This window comes from Sphaerisporangium viridialbum, from assembly GCF_049674955.1.
GTDB classification, from domain to species: Bacteria; Actinomycetota; Actinomycetes; order Streptosporangiales; family Streptosporangiaceae; genus Sphaerisporangium; species Sphaerisporangium viridialbum.
Genome location: NZ_CP187232.1, coordinates 6220326 through 6243847 on the forward strand (window position 1 = coordinate 6220326; position 23522 = coordinate 6243847).

A 23522-nucleotide genomic window follows, 5' to 3' on the forward strand; every position below is an offset into this window, starting at 1 on the left:
GAGAAGATGCAATGGCCGATGAGCGCTACGACGCGATCGTGATCGGGACCAGCCAGGGCGGCCGGTTCCTGCCCGTCGAGCTGGCGAAGGCGGGCCAGAAGGTGGCGCTGGCCGAGCGCGACCAGCTCGGCGGCGTCTGCGTCAACACGGGGTGCACCCCGACCAAGACGATGGTCGCCAGCGCGCGCCTCGCCTACCAGGCGCGCCGCGGCACGGAGTACGGCGTGCGTACTGGTTCGGTATCGGTGGACCTGGCCGCGGTGCGCGAGCGTAAACGGGTTATGGTCGCCGGTGCGCGACAGAACTACGTGAGCCGTCTGGCGCAGGACGGGCTTGACGTGATCGAAGGCGAGGCCCATTTCACGGGGCCGAGGACGGTCGAGATCGCTTTGACGGACGGCGGGACGCGGCAGATCAGCGCGCCGGTGGTCGTCATCGACACGGGTGCCCGGCCCAAGCCGCTGGCGATCACCGGCGCGGGCGACGTCCCCGTGCTCGATTCAACATCGATCATGGAGTTGGACGAACTCCCGGAGCACCTGATCATCCTCGGTGGCGGCTACATCGGGCTTGAGTTCGGGCAGATGTTCCGCCGGTTCGGCAGCGAGGTGACCATCATCCAAAGCGCCGCGCGTCTGATGATGCTCGAGGACGAGGACGTCTCGGACGAGGTCGCCGCTATCTTGCGCGATGACGGGATCACGGTCCTGATCTCGTCGACGCCGGTCCGGGTTGAGTCGGTCGACGGCGGCTGCCTGCGCCTCACCGTTCGCACGGAGGACGGTGAGCGACAGTTCGAAGGCTCGCATCTGCTGTCGGCCATCGGCCGCATCCCGAATACCGAGGCGCTCACCCTCGAGGCGGCCGGCATCCGTGTCAACGATCACGGCTTCATCGAGGTCGACGAGTACCTGGAAACCAGTATCCCCAGCGTCTACGCGATGGGGGATGTCAAGGGCGGCCCGGCCTTCACCCACCTTTCCTACGACGATTACCGCATCCTGCACGCCAACCTCATCAGGGGCGAGAAGGCGAGCACGCGGGACCGGATCGTCCCGTACACGGTGTTCATCGACCCGCAGCTTGGCCGCGCCGGCATGACCGAGCGTGAGGCCAAGGCGCAAGGACGCGCGATCCGGGTGGCGAAGCTCCCGATGAGCGCCGTCATTCGGGCCATCGAGACCGGGGAGACGCGCGGCTTCATGAAGGCCGTCGTCGACGCGGACAGCGGGCGGATCCTGGGTTGCGCGGTCCTCGGCAGTGAAGGCGGCGAGATCATGACCATGATCCAGGTCGCCATGCTGGGCGAGCTCACTTACACCGCCATGGCGGACGCGATCTTCACGCACCCGCTCCTGGCGGAAGGCCTCAACACCCTCTTCGCGATGTTCGACGCCTAAGACGGCGCGTCGTCCCGCGCCGGCCCGCTGGCTTGCGGACCAATTTGGCCCAACTCGGGAAGGCTGGTGAATTGGCCTGGTACTGATGCGTATTGCTCCAACGACGAACTGCCCGATGGCACTCAGACCCGGCCGCGCGCTCTCCACAACGCGGATGCACCAGCGTCCTCCACGCCTGCCACGCCGCCGGTAGGAGCAGGCCAATCGCGTGCAGGTTGAGCGGCGGCACGCAGTACTGCCGCCGCCAGTGTGGCCAGCAACGCGATGTTGGTGGCCAGCGGTAGGCGTTCGGTGATGCCGCTGTACTGCCGTGCGCCGAGCAGCCACATAGGGTCATTGGTCGGGATGAATGTGGCAACGAACGCGACGATGCCGAGGAGGCTCGCCGTGGAGAGCAGTCGGACGAGGGCTACCGTCGATCGCCAGTGGGGATCGGTTCGGAATCGACGGGCCAGCCGCAGCCCGGCCACCGGCAGGCAGACGAACCCGACAAGTGCGGTGTAACGGTGCAATGCGTCAGACCAGGTCGGCAGCGCTCCCACCGGCGACATTGGGAAGATCGCGGCCAGCACCAGAGCGCCGGTCCAGCCGGCGATCAGCACCCAGGCGAGGCGGTCGGCCGGCGCTTGCAGGTCGATCAGCGCGAAAGCGATGCAGATCGATGCAGAGGCGAGCGCGATCATACTGATGCCAACCAGGCGCGCGCCGAGGCCGGTGAAGATCAGCTCGCTGAAGGTGGGGCGGATCAGGTCGATGCCGCCCGGCCGGCCCAGTTCGCTGGCGAGCGCGGTCGCGAGCGCGCAAGCGATCCACAGTGACCCGAAGCCGGCAAGCATCCGAGCGAGGCGGCGCGGGGAGGGATCGGCGATGGCGGTTGCTTTTGACGGGGCGGGCGAGGATGTCAGCTCTGCGGTACCCATGCGGCAAGGCTGGGAGTTACGGGGACTCATCAGCGTCGGTCTGCTGATTGATCTTCCGCCTCATCCCCGTCGCCGCCTGAGCGGCCGATGTGCGACCTGATGGTGATGCTGAGGATCGCCCCACGGAGCGATGCGGACGGGTCTTCCGCTGGTTAGCCTGGCCGGCATGGACAGCACGGTAGGCGGGGCTGGTCTCGGCGGGTTTGCCGGTCGGGCAGGGTACGCGGTGCGATACGTGCTGATCACCGGGAGGGACCGGGACCTGGCGCCGTCCGCCTGGGGCACCGGCCGGAGACGGTATGCCCAGCGGGTGCTGCTCGTGGTAGCGGTGGCAGCGCTGTCCGCGGGCGAGGTCAGCAACGGGTATCTCCCCGATTACGGGGGCGCGGTGGTGCCGGTCGTCGTCCTGCTTCACATGATTCCGGTTTTGATCATGCGGCGCCGCCCGCTGACGGCCTGGCGGCTTACCGTCGTGGGCACCGTGCTGACACTGGCCGTTGCGGCGGTGCTCGCCCACGGGGGTGGCGGGCACGACCTTGGGTCACCCTGGACACCCGGAATGCTGCTGTATCTCCCGGTCCTGATGATGACGATCGCGCGCTGTCCGTTGCCCTGCGACCTGGCCGTCGCCGGGGTCAGCCTCCTGCTGGTCGTCCCAGCAGGGGTGGCGGTCGGCACCGGGCCGCTGTCCGGAGCCGTGATATCGGGAATTCTGGCGGTAGGCGCCGCCACGCTGGCCGGCCTGGGCGTCGGCCGGCAGGACCGGATCGAACAGCAACTTGACATGGTGAATCGGTCGGTGGCCGAGGAGCAGACCCGGCGGGCCGTGCTGGAGGAGCGGGCCCGCATCGTCGGTGAACTGCATGACATCATCGCGCACCATTTGTCCCTTATCGCGGTGCGGACGGAGACCGCGCCATACCGGTTGGCCGGCCTGCGGTCGGCGCCGGATGATGATCCGGTGCGCGCTGAGTTCGCCGCGGTGGGCGACGCCACCCGGCAGGCGCTCAACGAGACCCGCCAGCTCCTTGGCGTCCTGCGCCGCGACGATGACGAAGTGGACCTCACACCGCAGCCCGGCCTGGGTGACATCGAAGCCCTGGTGGCCGAGGCTCACTCCTCCAGCGTGCCGGCGACGCTGACGGTGCATGGGAACCCCCACCCGGTGCCGCCCACCGTTGGCCTCGTCCTGTATCGAGTGGTACAGGAGGCCCTGAGCAACGTGCGGCGGCACGCCCCGGGAGCGCCGGTGCGGGTCGAACTGCGGCACGCGGCGGACCAGGTGCGGATCAGGGTGGACAACGAACCGCCGCCCCGGCCCACCCGGCTGGCACCAGCGGGGTCCGGGCACGGTCTCGCGGGGATGCGTGAACGGATAGCGATCGTGCGTGGCGAGTTGGCCGTTGAGACCCGACCGGACGGCGGGTTCACTGTCAGCGCCGCAGTGCCGGTCACCACCGACCACCGTGGCGCACTGTGGTGACGCGGGTGTTCATCGTCGACGACCAGGCCATGGTGCGGGAAGGATTCACGTTCCTGCTGGACGCGCAGCCGGACCTGTCAGTGGTGGGGACCGCCGGGGACGGTGTGGAGGCGCTGGCGACGATCGCGGAGCTGAGCCGGCGGGGCGAGCGACCGGATGTGGTGATGATGGACATCCGGATGCCGAAGCTGGACGGGCTGGAGGCGACCCGCCGGTTGCTCGAGCGGTCCACGCACGACGAACCGGCGTTGGACTTCTCGGCGGGTCTCGAGCCGCCGGCCAACCAGCCGCTCAAGGTGCTGGTGTTGACCACCTTTCACCTCGACGAGTACGTCTACCAGGCGCTCCGCGCGGGCGCCAGCGGATTCCTCCTCAAAGACGCCACCGCGTCCGAACTGGTCACAGCCGTGCGGGTCGTCGCCGCGGGCGATTCTCTGCTGGCCCCAGCCGTGACCAAGCGGCTCATCGCCGACTTCATCCGAGCTGACCGGTCGACACCGCCGGTGCGCCCGGAGCGGCTGGCCGACCTGACCCCACGAGAGACGGAGGTCCTCACCCTTGTCGCCAAAGGCCTTACCAACGCGGATATCGCGGCCGAACTCGTCGTGTCCGAGCATACGATCAAGACCCACGTCGGGCACATCTTAGGCAAGCTCCACCTGCGGGATCGAGTTCAGGCCGTGGTGCTGGCCTACGAGACCGGCCTCGTCACACCGGTCGGAGCGAAAGACGCTCCACGCTCATCCGCGTGACGCACCGACAAGCGCGTAGGTCGAACATCGAGTCAGCGGAGCGGCCGACGACATGAGCCGTCCGTTGCCTCGGGGGGCAGAGGGATTTGGAACGGAATCTTGCCACCCGGGTACGATGCGCCTCCTGCTGGGAACCCCTGGCAGGCAGGCCACGCCAGCACGGCTCCCCCGCCCACCGCGCAGCCGTCGAGATCGCCGAGAACGCCTCCTTGAAGGACGTGCCGTGGGAAGCGACGATCCGTGGGTGGTCAAAGAGGAGGAGATGGGCCGCTCATCCCGGATCGTGCTGCAACACGACCTGGCCCGCGGCGAACCCTACGACAGCGACCTGTGGGACGACGAGGCCTGACATCCGCTTCTCAGCCCGGCGGGGACGTCCGGGCGAGCGCCAGCAGCAGAATCACCAGGACTCCGGCGATCACGAACATCGCTTCGGGCCGTGTATGGGCCGATGCGCCGACCACACCGCCAAGCCCATAACCGATGAGGCTGAGCAGCCCGTATCCGGTGACGCGCCGGGCCCGTGACCGGTCATCTCCCCATCCCAACAGCCAGTCGGCCAACCCTGTTATGACGCGCAGGACAGTGCCCGTTTGGTAACTGGTGGTTGTGGGGATGCCGAAGGTGTTGACGAACAACCAGCCCAAAATGCCGGTGGCGAGCCCACCGAGGGCTGCGAGCAGGGCGCGGTGGGTCTGTTCCGCGCCGCCAGAGTCGAGTAGGCCGTTCACGACAGCCCAAATGATCAGCACCAACATCATTGCGGCCAGTTCCAGAACTGGTGGCGGCGGCCGTTTGGCGGCCGCGACTCGCCGGATTGTCGCCCCGATGAGGCCTCCGACGCCGAAGGCGATTAGCGAGGCCAGCGCGGTCGGCCAGTACTTTAGCTGGCCCGCCAGCCCCATGGCGACAAAGAGGAGATTGCCCGTCTGGATCCCGACGAACACCTTGTAGGTCAATAGCGCGAACGCGTCCAGGACGCCAGCCAACATGGTCGTCAGGAACACCGCGAGCAGCGGCGACCTGAAGTTGGCTTGTGAGCTAAGCCACGTTTTGAATCCGGGAGGTTGGCGGCCGTCGTGACCTGGTCCAGTTCCGCGTTGTGGCATGTCTCGTACCTTCTCGAAGGCCGGCATGTCCGGTAACGGCGCCAGAAATTGCTTCCTCCGGTGCTACCAGATCATCTTTCATACCCACTGGATCGGCAGCGGGCGCACCCCGTACCGCTTCACCTGCGAAGAATCGCGATCCCCAACTGCTCAGCCAGGTAACCACCACCGGCCAGGGCACGGCGAGGGGATCTGTCAGGAACAGCCCCTTGTACATCAAGCCCACGGCTGCCGGGCAGAGATCAGCCCGGACGTCGAAGGTTCTGGGCCCGGCCCAGGGCGCGAACGTCGGCTGGGCCGGGCGCTACGTCGCCGGCTTCGGGTGTCGGCTCAGGCGACGACCGGGCGTTTGTCTTTCGGGAGCGCCTCGATCATGGAGCGGGGCATGTTGATGGTGTCCGCGCTGACCTGGGGTGGCAGGTTGGCCATCCACTGAGTGGCCGAGATGTCCTCAAACCGAGGGTTGCGGAACATCTCCAGGAAGACCAGCGGCTCCTTGCCGAGGTTCTCGACGTAGTGTCCGTAGGCGAACGGCACATAGCCGACATCGCCCGCCTGGAAGTCGAATGTGCGGGCCAGCCCCGAGCTGGCGAAAACCCCCATCCGGCCGAAACCGGAGATGTAGTACTGCCACTCGTCGTCGGTCGGGTGCCAGTGCAGCTCGCGCAGGCCGCCGGGTTCGATCTCCACGAGCGCGGCGGAGATGGTGGTGGCCGCCTTGAAGATCGTGGAGTCGACGATGCGGACGGTCCCGCCGGAGAACCGCTCCGCCGGTTGTGCGAGCATCCGGTGTTTGAAGGTGCTGGGTACGTCGCCGGTGGGGCTGACGACCCGGTCGGAGTCCACGCGAGGCGGCACCTGACCCTGGAAGATGTACTTCTCCTTCTCCGGCATGTTGGCCATCTGCTGTGGCGTCCAGCCGAAGTTCTTGGCGAGGACGCTCTTGGGGGTGTGGGCGAACCAGTCGCTCATCATGAAGGTGGAGTTCTCGGAGAATCCGCCGTCGTCGAAGACCAGCAGGAACTCCACGCCCTCGTCCAGCGCCTGGATGTAGTGCGGCACGCCCTTGGGGAAGAACCACAGGTCGCCCTTCTGCACGTCGTCCAGGAAGTTGCGGCCCTCCTGGTCGACGGCGCCGATGCGGCAACTTCCCTCCAGCACGTACCCCCACTCGGCCTCCTTGTGCCAGTGCAGCTCACGGTAGGCACCGGGATTGAGCTTCATGTCCACACCGGCCAGCGTGGTGGCGATCGGCAGCTCCCGCTGGGTGACCTCTCGCGTCCAGCCGCCCTGCTCGATGCGAGTGTGCGCCATGGAGAAGGAGAACTTCATGTTGGGAACGGTGCCGCGGTCGGTCTCCGGCGGCGTGAGCAGGTCGGGGTTCTGCAGGTCCAGTTCGACGTTGCGGGGCCCGGTGTCCAGGCCCCCCTTGCCGTCGCGCTGCGGATGCGGGATGCGCTGCTGCATGGGCTTGGTCATATGTGATCGTCCTTTCGGATCGTTGCGAGTGGGATCGGTCGTGGCGGCAGCAGGAACAGTTCGCGGACGAGATCCGCGCCGCCCAGTGCCGCAACGGCCAGCGGTATGGCGAGACACATGAGCGTCAGTGCCAGCGTGAGCCACACCGGGGTATCGAAGACGGGTGCTGCAGCGGTGAGCAGGATGAAGGCGGCCAGCTTGATCCGGGTCCGTGACATCGAGACCGGTACGCTCACCGGAATCGCAGGACCGTACTCCAACTCTCGGGCGGAGTCGGTAGGGGTGAGGTCGCTCGGCGCTGGCATCGGTTACCTCGGTGGCGGGATCGGGTTACAACAGCTCAGCAGCACAAAACAGCCTCACAACAGCAGGGTGAGGGGCAGGGAGCAAAAGCCCGGCGCCCAGGGCGATCATCGAGACGTTGATCATCGTGGCCAGGCCCAGCGCGACCGAGCAGTCCAACCGCAGGATCCTGCGGACCAGAGCCGGTTGGCGCCTGGCGGCCTGGGTGGAGATGCCGCATCGCCGGGATCCACATACGCGATCGCTGCGACGAAGACCGGCCCGAGTGTGGGCACGATCCGGACGCCCTGACGGACCGGTGCACGCCTATCTATAGGCCTGTCAGAAACCGCGCTAGGAACGACCACTAGCTCCCCCCAAATCGCCTGAAATACCGGATCGCGGCATATGTCCCTTAATTCGCTGAAGTGGCGACGCTCATGCGGAATACCCCTACAAAGAGATGCACGAAACTAAGATCACGCCAAAATTGTGCACCTGGGCGGCAGGTCGACCGGCAATGCCGACTAATTAGCATCAGGCGCTTCTAAGTGCTGATTAAGCGCAACATCTACCTGTAGCCAGAACATCTTCTCGGACAACGCACCTAACTACCTACCGGACGAAACCGGAACAGAACACAGCGGCAATGATCAACAATTATTCGCCTCCCTATAGACAACCTTTTTCATCCTCAGGCGACCTGTGCGACCCGGTGGTTTTGAAGGACGGCGATGGCTTTGCACAGGTGGCCGGCCTTTCGAAGGGCTACAGCGCAGCTTTGCGGAGGATCTTCCAGCTCTTTAGCTGGGCGTTCGCGTGTTCGCCGGGTCCGTGGAGTGGAGCGGTTGGCTCGTTTCTGGGGTTCGGGCTTGTTCTTGCCCTTGTACGGGGTGACGACCGGCTCTCGGCACCCTGGTACGCCTTATCCGCCAGGGTGATGATGCCCGCGTTCTCCAGTTCGCGCAGGATGCCCCAGATGCGGGCGGCGCTCAGGACGTGGGTCTTGCCTGGCAGGGCGCCCGAGATCCACAGGATGGTCTCGTCCGGTGAGCCGATGAACTGGATGTTCATGCCGTGCACGAGGTGCTTGCCGGAGAAATAGGGCCGGTCGACCCAGCCCCGAGCTCTGTGAACGTCTCGCCCTTGCGCAGGTAGACCGCACCAGCAACGCCTGCTGACCGGGGTTGAGCAGTCGCCAGGCCGGCCCGATGGCTTCACTTCACCTGACGATCGCCACCCGGCCACGTACCGATGGCTACGGCGGCCAAGCAGGCGACGGCGCCGAGAGCTAGCGCGTACCGCGGACTGGCCACGTCGGAAAGGGCACCGACGATCGGGGATCCGATTGGCGTGCTACCGACGAGCGCCATAGACCAGAGTGCAGTGATCCGGCCGCGAAAGGCGGGATCGGATTCGAGCTGGACAGTAGAGTTGCCAGTGGTGAGAAAGGCGATGCTGGCTGCGCCGACCAGGACGCAAGCCGCCACCGCGAGCGGCAGGGTGGGAGCCGCGGCTACGAGGCCGACAGCGATCGCGTAATAGAAGGCGATCCTGGTAAGCCGCCGCACGCCCGTCCAGGATGACCAGGCAGCGGCAAGACCCCCCGCCACTGCCCCGGCACCCAGGGCGCCGATCAGCCAACTGTAGTCGGTCTCGGCTCCATGAAACGTAGAACGAGCCAAGAGCGGCAGGCTTACCTCGAACTCAAAGGTGAAAGTGCCGACCAGCGCCATCATCAACAGTGGGCGGCTGATCGCAGGCACGCTGGCGGCGTAGCGCAGGCCCGCGCGCAGTTGGCCGCGGGCGCGTGACACCGTCGGGACAGGATGCAGGCTGCTGGCGTCAAGGCGGAGCAGCGAGGCGATGACGCAGCCGAAACTCGCTGCGTTCACCACGAAGCACCAGCCGATGCCGACAGTGCTGACCAAGCCCGCCGCAATCGCAGGTCCGATGACTCGGGCGACGTTCACCGAAATGCTGTTCAGCGTCACCGCGTTACGGACCAGAGGGCGGCCGACCACCTCATGGACGAATGCCAGCCGCGCCGGGTTGTCGACTGCGCTCAGAATGCCGAACGCCACCGCCAGGACCACCACCTGCCACAGCCGGATTTCCCCGGCCAGGACGCTCACACCAAGGACGGCAGAAACGAGGCCGAGACCCGCCTGGGTGGCGAGCAGCAGGTGGCGTTTGCTGCAGCGGTCGATCAGCAGCCCCGCGTACGGCGACAGCAACAGGATCGGCGCATACCTGACGGAGGTGATCAATCCAAGAATCGTGCCGGAGTGGCTCAGACGCAGCACGAGCAGCGCTTGGGCAACCGTCTCCACCCACGTGCCAATGAGGCTAAGCGCCTGCCCGGACACATAGCGGCGGAAGTTCGGCACCCTGAGGGCAGCCAACATTGCCTGGCGGTGCTTCCGAGGTGTTACTGGCTGCGGCGCTGGTGGCTCGGCAACATTGCCGGGCATAGCGACCTCCCGCGCGAACTGGGCAGCGGGTCTCGGTGAGTGATCTCATGCACCTCACCCGGCCACGGTGGCGCATTCCGAGGACTTTGCGGCTAGCTGATCAGCGCTGCCGATTACGCATGCGGAGCCGTGGCCCGCACGCAGTGCTTCCTGAAGAAGCTCACAACCCACATGTTCTTCCGCCATCTTATCGGGCCGCCGAGAACACCATCGCCGCGGTGGCCCCTCCCATGTCCCTGCTGGAAACGGCCAGGCCACGCCGTACTTTCCCTGGGCCGTAGACCCTGAGCGCGCCGCCCGGCGCACACTGAACACACGACCCCACAGGACAAGTCAGAGTTCAGCCTGGCGACCGCCGCTCGACCCGGCGGGCCCTCGGCTGGGATCACAGCGCGAGCAGGTGGTCGGCGTCCCGGGGGACCGCTTGGCGCAGGGCCGCTAGGAAGTCGCCGAGCACCGGGTTCGCATTGCCCTCCCGGTGGATCGCCAGCACGGTGCGGTAGGCGGCGGTGTGCGACCGCAGCGGCACAGCGGATATGCGCTCGTCGGGCACATGGCCGAGCGCGGGCACGACCGCGACGCCGCCCATGTGGGCGACCAGCTCGCGTACGACGTCGTAGTCGTTGCTGCGGAAGGCGATCGTGGGGGTGAAGGCGGCGAACGCGCATAGCCGGGCCAGCGAGAGGTCCCCGGCCGTGCCCTCCCGGCTGGTGATCCACAGGCGGTCGGCCAGCCGCGACAGGCTGGGCGGTCCTGTCTCACCGGACGGGCGGAGCAGTAGCAGGTCTTCCCTGACCAGGGCGAGCGTCCTGACCCCGGGGGGCCACTGCCGGGGGCTCAGCCCGTACTCGTAGACCAGCGCGATGTCGAGGCCGCCGTCGACGAGCGAGTCGAGCAGCGTCTCCGGTTCGCCGTCGTCCAGGGTGATCTCGACGCCGGGGCGGCGGCGCCGGAGGTCGGACAGCGCGGCGGGCACCAGGCGGACGCTCGCCGTGGTGAAGCTGCCCACCCGGAGTCGTCCGCTCAACCCCGTGGCGAGCCGTCGCACCTGGTAGTCGAACTCGTCGACGTCGGCGAGCATCCCCCGGGTCAGCTCGGCGAGGCGGTGCGCCACCGTCGTCGCCCGGATGCCGTGCGCCTCACGCTCGAAAAGCGTCAGGCCGGCCTCCTTCTCCAAGGCGGCGATCTGCTGCGACACCGCCGACGCGGTGTACCCGAGCTCCCGCGCGGCTGTCGCGAACGAGCCCGTCCGGTGGACGACCTGGAAGGTCAGCAGATGATGCAGCTTGTACACGTCCCGCCCCCTGCTCGCCTCACGTCAGGGGAAGCATAAGCAATACTAGCCCTCAGCTTAAAATATTAGCATTCTGCTTACTCTTGGCACGACGGCGTCGAACCCCGCATGGTTGGCTCTGCACCCCCCGACCAGGCGAAGGAAACGGGACGTGACCATCTCGATCAAGCACGCCGGCTCTCCCTCGGAACCTGCCGAGCTCGCCCACTCGCTGCGCCGGGCGGACTGCGGCGAGGTCGCGACCGATCCCGGTCGGCTGGCTCAGTATTCGGCGGACGCCTCCAACTACCGGCGGGTGCCGCGCGCCGTCGTCTTCCCCCGCACCCGGCAACAGGTGATCAACGCCGTGGCCGCCTGCCGCGAACTCGGGCTCTCGATCACCTGCCGGGGCGCGGGCACCAGTACCTCCGGGCAGGCCGTGGGCTCCGGCGTCGTGCTGGACTTCTCGCGCTTCTACAACAGGCTTCTGGAACTCGACCCGTCGGCCCGTCAGGCCACCGTGGAGCCGGGCATCGTGCTGGACGACCTGCAGGCCGCCGCGGCCCCGCACGGGCTCCTCTTCGGCCCCGACCCCTCGACGCACAGCCGTTGCACCCTCGGCGGGATGATCGGTAACAACGCCTGCGGCTCTCACTCGCTCGCCTGGGGCCGTACGGCGGAGAACGTTCTGGAGCTTGAGGTCGTGACCTATCGCGGCACCGTGATGACCGTCGGGGAGATGACCCGTGAGGAGATCGACCGGGCCGCCGCCGAGGGGGGCGAGCGTGGCGCGCTCATCGGACGGCTGCACAAACTCGCCCAGGCCAACCTGGAACTGCTGCGCACGCGGCTCGGTCGCTTCCCGCGACAGGTCTCGGGCTACGCGCTTGAGCAACTGCTGCCGGAGAACCGCTTCAACCTCGCCCGGGTCCTCGTCGGCGCCGAGGGCACCTGCGCGGTCGTGCTGTCGGCGAAGCTCCGGCTGGTCCACGCGCCGCGGGACCGCTCGCTGGTGGTCCTCGGTTTCACCGACGCCTGCGACGCGGCCGACGCGGTCCCGGAACTGCTCCGGCAGCGGGGCCTGGTGGCGCTGGAGTGCGTGGACCAGGCGCTCACCGACATCGTGACGCGGCCGGAGACCCGGGCGACGATCGAGACCCTGCCGGACGGGCGGGCCTGGCTCTTCGCCGAGCTCGCCGGTCCGACGGATGAGCTGCCCGCCGCCGGATCCGCGCTGGTCACCGCCGCCCATTCCGCCAAGGGCTTCACCGGTGTCGAAGTCGTCGCCGACCCTGGACGGGCGAGGAGTCTGTGGCGGATCCGCGAGGACGGCGTCGGCCTCGCCACCCGGCTGCCCGACGGATCGGAGGCGTGGCCGGGCTGGGAGGACGCCGCCGTTCCGCCCGACCGGCTCGGCGCCTACCTGCGCGGGCTGCGGGCCCTGTTCGAGCGGTACGGGCTCTCCGGCGCCGTCTACGGGCACTTCGGCGAGGGCTGCCTGCACACGCGGATCAACTTCGACTTCACCACCGACCACGGAGTGGGCACCTTCCGCGCGTTTCTCACCGACGCCGCCAGGCTCGTCACGGCCCATGGCGGCTCGCTCTCGGGCGAGCACGGCGACGGCCAGGCGCGGTCGGAACTGCTTCCCATAATGTACGGGCCCGAGGTCATACGGATGTTCGAACACTTCAAGCACGTGTGGGACCCGGACAACGGGCTCAACCCGGGCATGATCGTGCACCCGCTGCCCCTGGACGGGAACCTGCGCGTCAGCCCGGACCGCCCGGCGCTCCCCCTGGTGACCAGGCTCCCCTTCCTCGCCGACGGCGGGGACTTTGCCAAGGCGACCCGTCGGTGCGTCGGGGTTGGCAAATGCCGGTCCGCCGCCCCGCACGGCGGGGTGATGTGCCCCAGTTACCGGGTCACCCGCGACGAGAAGGACTCCACTCGGGGCCGGGCCCGGGTGCTTTACGAGATGACCCAGGGCGAGGTCATCACCGGCGGATGGCGCTCCACCGAGGTGCGCGATGTCCTCGACCTCTGCCTCTCCTGCAAGGGGTGCAGCGTTGACTGCCCGGTCGGTGTCGACATCGCGAGCTATAAGTCGGAGTTCCTGTACAACCACTACCGGCGCAGGCTACGGCCCGCGTCGCACTACTCGATGGGCTGGCTGCCGCTGCTCTCCCGGGTCGCCGCCCGGATGCCGGGGGCGGTCAACGCCGTCACCTCGTCCCGGCTGGCCCCGCTGATCAAACGAGCCGGTGGCATCGCGGTGGAGCGGGAGATTCCCCGATTCGCCGACCGGACGTTCCTGTCCTGGTTCCGCGCCCGCTCTCCCGCCGGGACCGGCGAACGCGGCCCGGTGACACTGTGGGTGGACTCGTTCAACAACCACTTCAGCCCCCGAGTCCTGCGGGCCGGTGTCCGGGTCCTGGAGGACGCCGGATACCGCGTCCGGGTGCCCCGGGGAACGCAGTGCTGCGGCCTGACCTGGATAAGCACCGGCCAACTGGGCGTCGCCCGCCGGATCGCCGTCCGTACGGCCCGCGCGCTGCGGGCGAGCGTGGCCGAGGGCGTGCCGATCGTGGGGCTTGAGCCCAGCTGTACGGCGACGCTGAAGCAGGACCTGCCCGAGCTGCTGGACGGAGCCCCCCTCGCCCGCGGCCTGTCGGCGCTGACCGTGACGTTCGCCGAGTTGCTCATGGAAAGGACGCCGGGCTGGGACCCCCCGAGAGTCGAGGTCTCCGCCATCTCCCAGACCCACTGCCACCAGCACGCCACCTCCGGGTTCGGCGCGGACACCGCGCTGATCTCCGCACTCGGGGTGGACAACCGAGTCCTCGACTCCGGATGTTGCGGCCTGGCCGGGAACTTCGGTTTCGAGAAGGGCCACTACCAGGTGTCGCGGAGGGTCGGCGAACAGGTGCTGCTCCCCGCCGTCCGCCAGGCGCCACCGGACACCTTCATCCTCGCCGACGGCTTCAGCTGCCGCACCCAGATCGACCAGGCGACCGACCGCACCGGCGTCCACCTGGCCGAGCTCATCGCCCGGGCCCTGCCCGGCACCCCCGACCACCACCTGCCATCGGAGGAATGCACGTCATGACCGACGCACTCGAAATCGTCGACGAGTGGGGCCCCGAGAAGATCGTCGTCGTCTCCCACCGCCGCACAGGCATGAAAGGCGTGCTGGTCATCGACAACACCGCCCGTGGGGTGGGCAAGGGCGGTACCCGGATGGCTCCCTCCGTCACCGTGACGGAAGTCGCCCGGCTCGCCCGGAACATGACGTGGAAGTGGGCCGGTGCCGACCTCTTCTACGGTGGCGCCAAGGCCGGAATCGCGGCCGACCCCGCCTCGCCGGACAAGGAGGCCATCCTGCGGGCCTTCATTCGCATGCTGCACAACGAGGTTCCCCGCGAATACGTGCTCGGTCTCGACATGGGCCTCACCGAGGACGACGCGGCCATCGTCCAAGACGAACTCGGCGACCGGGGAGCCGCGGTCGGCACCCCCGACCACCTCGGTGGGATCGCCTACGACCAGCTCGGCGTCACCGGTTTCGGCGTCACCGAGGCCGCTGACGCCGCCGCCGAGCACATGGGACGCCCCCTCAACGGCGCCCGCGTCGCCATCCAGGGCTACGGCGCCGTCGGCCGGGCCGCCGCTCAGCGCTTCAGCGCCCTCGGCGCCGTCGTCGTCGCCGTCTCCACCGCGCACGGCGCCGTGTACGACCCGGTCGGCCTGGACGTCGCCACGCTGGACCGTGCCCGCGAAGAGCACGGCGACGCCTTCGTGACGCGGCTGGACGGCGTCACCCTCCTTCCGGCCGGACAGGAACTGCTCCTCGACTGCGACGTCCTCGTCCCGGCGGCGGTACAGGACGTGATCGACGAGGGCACTGCCCAGAAGGTCAAGGCGAGCCTCGTCGTCGAGGGGGCGAATCTACCCACCTCACCGGCGGCCCAGACCGTCCTCTCCGAGCGCGGCGTCACCGTCATCCCCGACTTCATTGCCAACGCCGGAGGGGTGATCGCGGCCGCGTTCGCGATGGACGCTCGCTACTCGGGGTTCCGGCCGGACTCCGGCGCCGTATTCTCCGCGATTTCCGACAGACTCCGCGCCAACACCCTCGGAGTGCTGGAGGAGGCGCGCCGACTGTCCCTCACCCCGCACGCCGCCGGGCGCAAACTCGCCCAGGATCGCGTCGTGGCGGCGATGCGGAGCAAGGGCCGGATCCCCACGGGAAGCCGATGACGACCCCTCCGGCCGGTGCCCTCGCAGGACATCCGGTCGTGGGTGGCCGGGCCACGGCGACCCGGAACCGTTCAGCATGCCGACCGACGCGGCGGGCGCCGCCCACGGTCATCCAACGGCCATACTTCACCGTCGATGATCTGGCTCCCGAGCTTCAACCTCAGTAGGCGCCAGGTGTGTCGCACTAGAATCCGGGTGAGGCACACGAATCGAGGTCTTGGTGGAAGTCCACGAACTGGATGGCACATCATCGTCCGGCGATGCGGCGCGATCCGTCGCCGAGATGATACATCGGACCATGAGTGAGGTCTCCGCCGCGGAGCGGCGAGTGGCGCGGGCCATACTGAGTGACTACCCGATGGCGGGCATGGAGCCCGCGGTGAAGCTCGCCGAACGCGCCGGGGTCAGCGCCCCGACCGTGACCCGCTACGTGTCGCGCCTCGGTTTCGGTGGATACAAGGAGTTTCAGCAGGTCCTGCGCGACGAGATCAACGCTCGCGGGGCCAATCCGATGACGTTGCCCTCCGTCTACACGGCCGACACCCCGGCGTCGCGTCTGCTCAGCAAGGTCTCGCGGGCCGGTCAGAAGCTTCTCGCCGAGGGGTTCGCGGCTCTGCCGTCGAGCGAGTTCGGCCTGGCGATCGACCTGACCGCCGACCCGAGGCTGCGGGTCAACGCGATCGGAGGCCGCTGGTCCCGTCTTGTCGCCGAATACCTCATCCTGCACCTGCGGACGATGCGCCCGGACACCCAGCTGCTGAGCGCTCAGCGGGACGAGGCCGGCGTGGCCCTCGTCGAGCTCGGCCGCCGTGACGTGGTCTTCGTGCTCGACTTCAGGCGCTACCAGGACGACGTCGTCGACTTCGCGCGGAAAGCCCATCAGCGGGATTCCAAGATCGTTCTGATCACCGACGTGTGGTTGTCGCCCGTCGCCGAGTTCGCCGATGTCGTTCTTCCCCTGAGTACGGACATCGGTTCCCCGTACGACAGCCTGGTGCCCGCGATCGCGTTGGTGGAGGCGCTGGCGGCTGCCGCCCTGGCTCGTCTCGGCGAGGACGCCCAGGCCCGTATGCACCTGATCGAACAGGTGTCGACGGAGTCCGCGACGTAGGCGGGCCCCGTACGTCCTCGAATCCGCGCGACCGCGTCGGCGTCGCCTCAGACGCCTGGTCGGCAGCCTGTACGACCTGTTCACCGCACCCATAGCGGCCGGAAAGACTCACCCAGAAGAATTTTTTCGTTCTTGCTTGACCGTAAACCTCTTGGGTGAAATTATTCGTTCACACCTCGAGGGTCGCGCACAGTCAGTGAACGCGGCCAAGCCACAGTCACGCCGGGCGTGAATCAACCGCCGAACGACCACTGCGTAGGTACCGTCGGCCACCAAGTCCATCGGATCGCGCCGGATCGGACACAAGCGCGACCAGTCTTCAAAGGATGTACACGTGACGCTGTTGGATGAAGCACGAGTGGTCGATGTCCACTGTCATGGCTTCCGCATGGACGACATACGACAACGCGATCAACACGGGTTCCTAGATCGTATCACCATGCTGGGCATGTGCCTGACGAGCTCGGGCCTGCACCACAGCTCCTTTCCCGACCTCCTGCGGCGGACGACCGACACCTCGCCGATCGCCGTCGCCATGACGTTGAGGCTGAGCAAGGTCCTGAACTGCGGCCCCGCACGCGCCTCGCTGGCCGAGGCCCGTGCGGCGGCCCTGAACGACGCGTCCTACCTGCGCAGGCTGTGGGACGAGGCGGGCGTGGAGCATCTGCTCGTCGAGGACGGCTATCCGCAGCCGATGGTCGACCAGGACACCATGTCCGACGAAACGGGCCTGCCGATCAGCCGGGTCGCGCGCCTCGAATCATGGATCACCGAACTGCGCGACCAGGCGAACGGCTTCGCCGAGCTCGAAGACGCGTTCGCCGCCCGGGCCGAACAGGCGATCGCGGAGGGAGCCGTCGCCTTCAAGTCGATCATCGCCTATCGGAGCGGGCTGGACGTCTCCTCGTGGAGCGGCGGCGACGTGGAGAGCGCGTTCCAGGCGTGGCGCGCCGCCGACTGGGCCGAGTCGCGTGAGAACTCCAAACCGGTGCGGGACATGCTGCTGCGCCGCGCGCTGGCGGTCGCCTCGTCGGCCGGGGGCGTTCCCGTTCACGTGCACTGCGGCGGGGGCGATCCGGCGATCGTCCTCGCGCATTCGCGCCCGGCCGACATATTTCCGCTGCTGAGCCAGCACCTGGGTCAGCCGATCGTCCTGATTCACTCGGGGTGGCCGTGGATCGAGGAGGCGGCGTACATAGCCTCGGTCCTTCCGCACGTCTATCTGGACACGTCCCTGTCGACGCCGTGGTCCTCGATCTCCGTGGACAATCGCCTGGAGCTGATGTTGGGCATCGCCCCACCGGCCAAGGTGATGTACGGCTCGGACGAGGCCAGCGAACCGGAGGTGATCTGGTTGTCGTCGATCCTGGCGCGGGAGGCCCTCGAACGGGTGCTGCAACGGGCGATTCGTCATGGATACCTGGACGAGAAGCACGCGACCCGCATCGGCATGGACGTCCTCGGCGGAAACACCAAGCGGCTTCACGGGATCGCGTTGTGAGCGCGGCACACACGACACGCGTGTTCTCTCCGCAGGACGTGGCCGAGGCACACGCGCGGCTGAGGGACGCGGGCACCCGCCTCGTCGTGATGACCGTGGTGGACAACGCCGGTGTCACCCGCGTGAAGGTGATCCCCCTGCGACGTTTCGAGAGTGCCGCGACGGGCGGCGTCGGAATGTCCACGCTGTGGGCCGTCGCCGGCAGTGACGATCAGTTCGCCGCCGTCCCGCCCTACGACTCGCCCAGCGGCGACCTGCGGTTGTTCCCCGACATCACCGCCGCGCGTCCCCTGCCGTCGTCACCCGGATACGCCTGGGTGCCCGCCATCCAGTACGAGCAGAGCCTGGAGATCAGCGCCGGGTGTCAACGTAGCGTCCTTCGATCGGTCGTGGAGAACGCCCGGAGCATGGGTTTCGAGTTCCGTACCGTGTTCGAGTCAGAGATGACGCTGCTGAACCGGGACGGGGCACCGGCCCATTCGGGCCCCGCGCACAGCGCGCGGGCGCTGCTCCCGCTGGAGGACTTCGCGCTCGCGCTCGTCGAGGCGCTCGACGGCGCGGGGATCGACGTCGAGCAGGTGCACCCCGAGTACTCGCCGGGACAGTTCGAGGTCGCCATCGCGCCACGCGACCCGCTGGCGGCCGCCGACGAGGTGGTGCTGCTCCGGTACATCGCCAGACAGGTGGCTCACCGTCATGCGCTCGACGTCAGCTTCGCCCCGGTGGTGAATCCGGGCGCCGCCGGGAACGGCGCGCACATGCACGTGAGCGTCTGGCGAGATGGCGAGAACCTGATGCAGGACGACGGCACCACAGAACCCGGCATGCGCGCGGACGGCGCCGCGTTCACCGCGGGCATCCTTGAGGAACTGCCTCGCCTTCTCGCCGTTCTCGCGCCGACCGCCGCCAGCTACGAGCGCCTCAAGCCGAATCACTGGTCGGGAGCCTTCGCTTGCTGGGGCGTGGAGAACCGTGAGGCCGCCCTGCGGTTCATCCCGGGGACCGTCAGCGTTCGGCGAACCGCGGCGAACCTGGAGGTCAAGACCGTCGACGGGGCGGCCAATCCCTATCTCGCCACCGCGCTGCTCCTCGCCTCCGGGATGCGGGGCATCGAACGGCGGCTTGAGCTTCCCGCGCCCGTCCAGTCAGACCCGGCGGGCCTCAGCGAGGTCGAGCGCGACAAGCACAGGGTCACCAGGCTTCCCGAAGACCTGGCGCGCGCGACCGAGCTGTTCGCCGGCAGTGAACTGGCGAGATCCGTACTGGGCGGCACCCTGCACGGCGCGCTGGTCGCCGTCCGGGAGCGGGCCGCGCGGTCGGCGGCCACGCGGGACGTTCATGAGCTGGCCATCGAGGATCGCTTCCGGTACTGACCGGCCTCGGCCGGAGTCGGTACGGATGCCACAGGCTACGACGGAAGGGTACGCAGGACATGTCAGTGGGCTGGGACACGGCTGTGGCCGGATGGGAAGGGTTCGCGCCCTTGGCGGGCGATGTCACCGCCGACGCCTGCGTGGTGGGCTTGGGCGCCTCCGGGCTGGCCGCGATCGAGGCGTTCCTCGATCGTGGTCTCTCGATCGTCGGGGTCGACGCCGGTCGGGTGGCGGCCGGCGCGGCCGGACGCAACGGGGGTTTCCTGCTGGGAGGACCGGCGCTGGCGCTCCATCGGGCTGTCGACCGCTGGGGCCCGGCCGCCGTCGACCTCTACCGTGACACGCTGGAGGAGCTCGACCGTCTGTACACGCTGCTCGGCCCCTCCGTGATCCGCCGGGTGGGCTCCATCCGGCTCGCCGGTCTGCCGGGCGAGCCCGCCGACGAGGCGGAGGCGGCGGATCGAGAGGCCGAGGTGGCCGACTGCGCGGCCCAGGCCGCGTCGATGCGTGAGCATGGAATCGCTGTGGAGGAGTATGACGGGCCCCTTGGCATCGGCCTGTTCCTTCCCGACGACGCGGCCATGAACCCGGCGGTGAGAGCCACCAGGCTGGCCACGTCTCTCGGGCGTCGCGCGTCGCTGCACGAGCACACCCCGGTGACGTCCGTCCGCAGCGGCTCGGTCGCGACAGAGCGGGGTGTGATCAAAGCACGGTTCATCGTGGTGGCCGTTGACGGCCGGTTGGAGAAGCTCGTGCCCGCGCTGCATACTCACGTGCGAACGGCGCGGCTCCAGATGCTGAGTTCCGCCCCGATCCCATCGCACCGGCTGCCCTGTCCGGTCTACGCCCGCTGGGGTTACGACTACGCGCAGCAACTGCCCGACGGCCGGCTTTACGTCGGGGGTGGCCGCGACCGTTTCATCGACGAGGAGTGGACCCACGACTCCGAGCCCACCGAGACCGTGCAGCGCCACATCGAGAACGTCGCGCGACGGATGGCGGGCGGTGCCGTCCAGGTGGAGCACTGGTGGGGGGCGTCGGTCGGATGCACCCCGGACGATCGGCCGCTGTGCGCACGGGTGGAGGAGGGCATGGTCGCGATCGGCGGTTACAACGGCACGGGAAATCTGGTCGGCCCGGTCGCGGCGCGCTCGGCCGTCGCCTGTCTGCTCGACGGGAAGACCCCTCCGGCGTGGGCCAACGCGCTGGATCCGGTGGCGGGCTGACGTAACCCGGCGCCGATCCTCGCGATCGGTCACCGGCTACGGCCCGACCGGAGGTGCCTTTCGGGTCGCCGTCTGCCCCCATGCCGCTTGACTGAAACGAAACTTTCAAATCAATCATTATTTTGATGGATTGTAAATTTAGCTACGGAGCATTCCGTTCGATGACCGAAGGTGAGAGATATTCATGAGAGCGCTCAGCCAGCAGCTGGAAGCCGCTCTGCGTGATGAGTTCGCCGCCGCGCGCGAGATCCGCCGGTACATCCATGCGCGCCCCGATCTGTCCGGACACGAACACGCGACGACGAGAACCGTCATCGAGCAGATGCCGGCCGGTCTGCGGGTCGAGGAGGTCGCCGGTTCGGGTGCGATCATTCGCGTCGGTGGCGAGGACGCCTGCGTCGCGGTCCGCACCGAGCTGGACGCCCTACCCGTCACTGAGCGGACCCTCGTCGAATGGGCGGCTGGAAACGGGGCGATGCACGCCTGCGGGCACGATGTGCACCTGAGCGCCGGTATAGCTCTGGCGAGGGCGGTCCATCGAGTGGGCGCGCCGATCCCCCTGCTGTTGGTTCTACAGCCGAGAGAGGAGACCGCCCCCTCCGGCGCCATGGACATCCTGGGCTCGCGCGCTCTGGAGCGCCATCAGGTCCGCGCGATGATCGGAGCGCACGTGCAACCGCTCCTCGCCTCGGGTGAGGTGGCCAGCACACCCGGCACCGTGAACGCCTCGGCCGACGAATTCACCGTGCGGATGCTGGGTGTCGGGGGTCACGCCGCCTACCCGCACCTCGGGCCCGACCCGGTCCTGGCGCTCTCGCTCTTCATCACCGCGGCCCAGCAACTGGTTGCCCGTGACATCGACCCGATGTTACCGGCGGTGGTGAGCATCGGGGAGATCCGGGCGGGCTCATCTCCCAACGTCCGGCCGGATCACGCGGTCGCCCGCGGCACCCTGCGGTCGTTCGACCTCACACAGCGGGAGTTGCTGCACCGCCGCCTCAAAACCGTGGCCTCCGGGGTGGCCGAATCGGTCGGCTGCAAGAGCGAGGTCCACCTCGACCTCGGCGAACCGGCTCTCCACAACGATCCAAGGCTGGCGAAAGCCGCCGCCGCGAACCTCGAAAGGTTCGGGCTGTCGCACTCGAATGATCTTCGCTCGTGCGGAGCGGACGACTTCGCCCACTACGCGCAGCGATTCCCCTCCCTGATGATGTTCGTCGGCACCGGCGCCGGCTCGGGAAAACTCCACAGCGCCGACTTCCTCGCTTCGGACGAGGCGGTCGATCACACGGCCCTGGCGCTGGCCGCCGGTTACCTGGCCGCCTGTACGGCGTTCACGCCGACCTGATCAACCGTCCCGAGAGAGCACCCCCTCCTGCCCTCGGCTACCCCCGACCTCGGACCTCGATAGGACAGCAATGGTTGACGCCAATCGTTCACAGAAACACGCCGCCCCCGCTGGTGGATCCCTCCGGCCGGGCATCATGGGCGTCTCCGCCCTGGTCTTCCTGGTCATGGCGTTCCAGGCACCGCTGACCGCCGTCGCCGGCAACATGCCCCTCATCGTGGGGCTGGGAAACGGGGCCGGCGCGCCGCTCGCCTTCATCGTGTCCGGGGTCGTGCTGACGTTGTTCGCGGTGCCGTTCGTCGCCATGAGTCACCGGATCACGAACGCGGGTGCCTTCTACTCCTACATCTCGGCGGGTCTCGGCAGACCGGCGGGCGTTGCCGCCGGGTGGCTCGCCGTGTGCGCCTACAACGTCATCATGCTCGTCCCGATCGCCTATGCCGGATATTTCGGTAATCAGGTCTTCCGCGATGAACTCTCGATCGACGTGCCGTGGACGCTGATCAGCGCGGCCATCCTCATCTTCGCTTGGCTGGTGGGCATTCGTGGCATCGAGCTGAACACCGTGATCATGGGCTGTCTCCTCTGCCTCGAAGTGGGCATCCTCGTCCTCGTGGTGGCCGGGGCGCTTCTGGACCCGTCGACCGACAAGTCCCTCATCGTCTCGGACGCCTTCTCGGGAAATATCGGGGTCGCGTTCACCTTCGCCCTTCTCAGCTTCGTGGGTTTCGAGGCCACCGCAGTGTTCGGCGAGGAGGCCCGCAACCCGGAACGCACCGTCGGGAAGGCGACGTACGCCGCGGTCTGGGTCATCGCGATCCTCTACGCGCTGGTCGCGTGGGCGGTAATTTCGGTCTATCCGCGCGGAGGCGTCGTCGGCACGGCCCTGGACTCACCGGGCACCTTCCTGAGCGGCGCGGCGGTGAAGTTACTGGGGCCGTGGGCCGAACATGTGATCAACTGGCTCCTGCTGGCCAGCCTGGTCGCCGTGTCGATGGCGGTGCACAACATGGCCTCGCGCTACCTGTTCGCGTTCGGGCGCGACAGGCTGCTCCCCCGGGCACTGGGACGCACGCACCACAGGTACCAGACCCCGTACCTCGCGGCGACCGTGCAGATGCTGCTCATGGTGGGTGTGATCGTGGCGTGCCTCGTCACCGGTACCGACCCCTACCTCAAGCTGGGCGCGGTCGCGGGTGGCTTCGCGACCATGGCGATCGTGGCGCTGATGGCGACGACCTGCGCCGCCGCGATGCTGTTCCTCCGGCGAGCCGGAGTGTCGGTCTGGGTGGGGCTGATCGCGCCCGGGATCGCCCTAGTCGCACTGCTCGCCGCCCTGTGGCTCATCTGGTCCAACTTCACCCTGCTGGCCGGGGAGACCGTCCTGGCCGACGTGCTGAAGTGGAGCGTCATCCCGTTGGCGGTGGGGGGATTCCTCCACGGCTTGCTGACCACCCGCACGCCCGGGGCCGTCACGTCGGCCGAACAAACCTGAGTCGCCGAACGCGCGCCGCCGTGTCCCGGTCCCGTC

19 protein-coding genes are annotated in these 23522 nt (G+C 68.0%); 12 read left to right on the forward strand and 7 right to left on the reverse strand.

Translation table 11 applies throughout. The features are described from left to right. The first annotated feature begins 11 nt into the window (after window positions 1–11). Window positions 12–1400, forward strand: a complete 1389-nt coding sequence (locus ACOZ38_RS27895; RefSeq protein ID WP_424534129.1) for a mercuric reductase — start codon at window positions 12–14, stop codon at window positions 1398–1400. Window positions 1401–1522: 122 nt separating this feature from the next. Here the strand turns inward: ACOZ38_RS27895 and ACOZ38_RS27900 are convergent, their stop codons facing one another. Continuing rightward, window positions 1523–2320 (reverse strand): DUF998 domain-containing protein, encoded by a 798-nt coding sequence (locus ACOZ38_RS27900; RefSeq protein ID WP_424534130.1) that lies wholly within the window; start codon window positions 2318–2320, stop codon window positions 1523–1525. A gap of 328 nt (window positions 2321–2648) precedes the next feature. On the opposite strand from ACOZ38_RS27900, the gene ACOZ38_RS27905 reads away from it, so the two are divergent. The 3 genes from ACOZ38_RS27905 (at window position 2649) to ACOZ38_RS27915 (ending at window position 4904) form a co-directional block, all read left to right on the forward strand. Continuing rightward, window positions 2649–3803, forward strand: a complete 1155-nt coding sequence (locus tag ACOZ38_RS27905; RefSeq protein ID WP_424534131.1) for a sensor histidine kinase — start codon at window positions 2649–2651, stop codon at window positions 3801–3803. Next, window positions 3800–4555 (forward strand): response regulator, encoded by a 756-nt coding sequence (locus ACOZ38_RS27910; RefSeq protein WP_424537095.1) that lies wholly within the window; start codon window positions 3800–3802, stop codon window positions 4553–4555. Before ACOZ38_RS27905 ends, ACOZ38_RS27910 begins: the two co-directional genes overlap by 4 nt. Window positions 4556–4778: 223 nt before the next feature. Further along, window positions 4779–4904, forward strand: coding sequence for a hypothetical protein (locus tag ACOZ38_RS27915; protein ID WP_424534132.1), 126 nt, complete (start codon window positions 4779–4781; stop codon window positions 4902–4904). Between the two features lie 10 nt (window positions 4905–4914). Here the strand turns inward: ACOZ38_RS27915 and ACOZ38_RS27920 are convergent, their stop codons facing one another. The 6 genes from ACOZ38_RS27920 to ACOZ38_RS27945 all read right to left on the reverse strand — a co-directional run bounded on the left by ACOZ38_RS27920 (window position 4915) and on the right by ACOZ38_RS27945 (window position 11193). Then, complete coding sequence (locus ACOZ38_RS27920; protein ID WP_424534133.1) at window positions 4915–5562, reverse strand: DUF1275 family protein; 648 nt, start codon at window positions 5560–5562, stop codon at window positions 4915–4917. Between the two features lie 432 nt (window positions 5563–5994). Further along, a complete protein-coding gene (locus ACOZ38_RS27925) occupies window positions 5995–7143 on the reverse strand; it encodes an oxalate decarboxylase family bicupin (protein ID WP_424534134.1) in 1149 nt (382 codons plus the stop codon). Continuing rightward, entirely contained in the window at window positions 7140–7379 is a 240-nt protein-coding gene (locus ACOZ38_RS27930; RefSeq protein WP_424534135.1) for a hypothetical protein, read from the reverse strand. The genes ACOZ38_RS27925 and ACOZ38_RS27930 overlap by 4 nt, the downstream gene beginning before the upstream one ends. Before the next feature lie 814 nt (window positions 7380–8193). Continuing rightward, complete coding sequence (locus tag ACOZ38_RS27935) at window positions 8194–8499, reverse strand: transposase family protein (RefSeq protein ID WP_424534136.1); 306 nt, start codon at window positions 8497–8499, stop codon at window positions 8194–8196. A 143-nt stretch (window positions 8500–8642) separates the two neighbouring features. Further along, window positions 8643–9833 carry an MFS transporter gene (locus ACOZ38_RS27940; RefSeq protein ID WP_424534137.1) on the reverse strand — a complete coding sequence of 397 codons (1191 nt, stop codon included), beginning with the start codon at window positions 9831–9833 and terminating at the stop codon, window positions 8643–8645. Window positions 9834–10284: 451 nt separating this feature from the next. After that, window positions 10285–11193, reverse strand: a complete 909-nt coding sequence (locus ACOZ38_RS27945) for a LysR family transcriptional regulator (protein ID WP_424534138.1) — start codon at window positions 11191–11193, stop codon at window positions 10285–10287. 151 nt (window positions 11194–11344) lie between these two features. Between ACOZ38_RS27945 and ACOZ38_RS27950 the strand changes: the two genes are divergently transcribed. From ACOZ38_RS27950 to ACOZ38_RS27985, 8 genes are all read left to right on the forward strand, one after another. Next, window positions 11345–14281: an FAD-binding and (Fe-S)-binding domain-containing protein gene (locus tag ACOZ38_RS27950; protein ID WP_424534139.1), complete on the forward strand. Its 2937-nt coding sequence runs from the start codon at window positions 11345–11347 to the stop codon at window positions 14279–14281. Further along, a complete protein-coding gene (locus tag ACOZ38_RS27955) occupies window positions 14278–15432 on the forward strand; it encodes a Glu/Leu/Phe/Val family dehydrogenase (RefSeq protein ID WP_424534140.1) in 1155 nt (384 codons plus the stop codon). The genes ACOZ38_RS27950 and ACOZ38_RS27955 overlap by 4 nt, the downstream gene beginning before the upstream one ends. A gap of 283 nt (window positions 15433–15715) precedes the next feature. Beyond that, the gene (locus ACOZ38_RS27960; RefSeq protein ID WP_424534141.1) at window positions 15716–16543 is read left to right on the forward strand and encodes a MurR/RpiR family transcriptional regulator; all 828 of its coding nucleotides are present in this window, start codon (window positions 15716–15718) and stop codon (window positions 16541–16543) included. Window positions 16544–16991: 448 nt separating this feature from the next. Continuing rightward, a complete protein-coding gene (locus ACOZ38_RS27965) occupies window positions 16992–18044 on the forward strand; it encodes an amidohydrolase family protein (RefSeq protein WP_424534142.1) in 1053 nt (350 codons plus the stop codon). Between the two features lie 20 nt (window positions 18045–18064). Then, entirely contained in the window at window positions 18065–19417 is a 1353-nt protein-coding gene (locus tag ACOZ38_RS27970; RefSeq protein ID WP_424534143.1) for a glutamine synthetase family protein, read from the forward strand. 83 nt (window positions 19418–19500) lie between these two features. Beyond that, a complete protein-coding gene (locus ACOZ38_RS27975) occupies window positions 19501–20643 on the forward strand; it encodes an NAD(P)/FAD-dependent oxidoreductase (RefSeq protein WP_424534144.1) in 1143 nt (380 codons plus the stop codon). Between the two features lie 184 nt (window positions 20644–20827). Then, complete coding sequence (locus ACOZ38_RS27980) at window positions 20828–21991, forward strand: M20 metallopeptidase family protein (protein ID WP_424534145.1); 1164 nt, start codon at window positions 20828–20830, stop codon at window positions 21989–21991. 70 nt (window positions 21992–22061) lie between these two features. Then, entirely contained in the window at window positions 22062–23486 is a 1425-nt protein-coding gene (locus ACOZ38_RS27985; protein WP_424534146.1) for an APC family permease, read from the forward strand. Window positions 23487–23522 lie beyond the last annotated feature (36 nt).

Coding starts and splice junctions, on each gene's coding strand:
- ACOZ38_RS27895 (WP_424534129.1), top strand. CDS start 12: ATGGCCGATGAGCGCTACGACGCGATCGTGATCGGGACCAGCCAGGGC.
- ACOZ38_RS27900 (WP_424534130.1), bottom strand. CDS start 2,320: ATGGGTACCGCAGAGCTGACATCCTCGCCCGCCCCGTCAAAAGCAACC.
- ACOZ38_RS27925 (WP_424534134.1), bottom strand. CDS start 7,143: ATGACCAAGCCCATGCAGCAGCGCATCCCGCATCCGCAGCGCGACGGC.
- ACOZ38_RS27935 (WP_424534136.1), bottom strand. CDS start 8,499: ATGAACATCCAGTTCATCGGCTCACCGGACGAGACCATCCTGTGGATC.
- ACOZ38_RS27940 (WP_424534137.1), bottom strand. CDS start 9,833: ATGTTGGCTGCCCTCAGGGTGCCGAACTTCCGCCGCTATGTGTCCGGG.
- ACOZ38_RS27955 (WP_424534140.1), top strand. CDS start 14,278: ATGACCGACGCACTCGAAATCGTCGACGAGTGGGGCCCCGAGAAGATC.
- ACOZ38_RS27960 (WP_424534141.1), top strand. CDS start 15,716: ATGATACATCGGACCATGAGTGAGGTCTCCGCCGCGGAGCGGCGAGTG.
- ACOZ38_RS27965 (WP_424534142.1), top strand. CDS start 16,992: ATGTGCCTGACGAGCTCGGGCCTGCACCACAGCTCCTTTCCCGACCTC.
- ACOZ38_RS27980 (WP_424534145.1), top strand. CDS start 20,828: ATGAGAGCGCTCAGCCAGCAGCTGGAAGCCGCTCTGCGTGATGAGTTC.
- ACOZ38_RS27985 (WP_424534146.1), top strand. CDS start 22,062: ATGGTTGACGCCAATCGTTCACAGAAACACGCCGCCCCCGCTGGTGGA.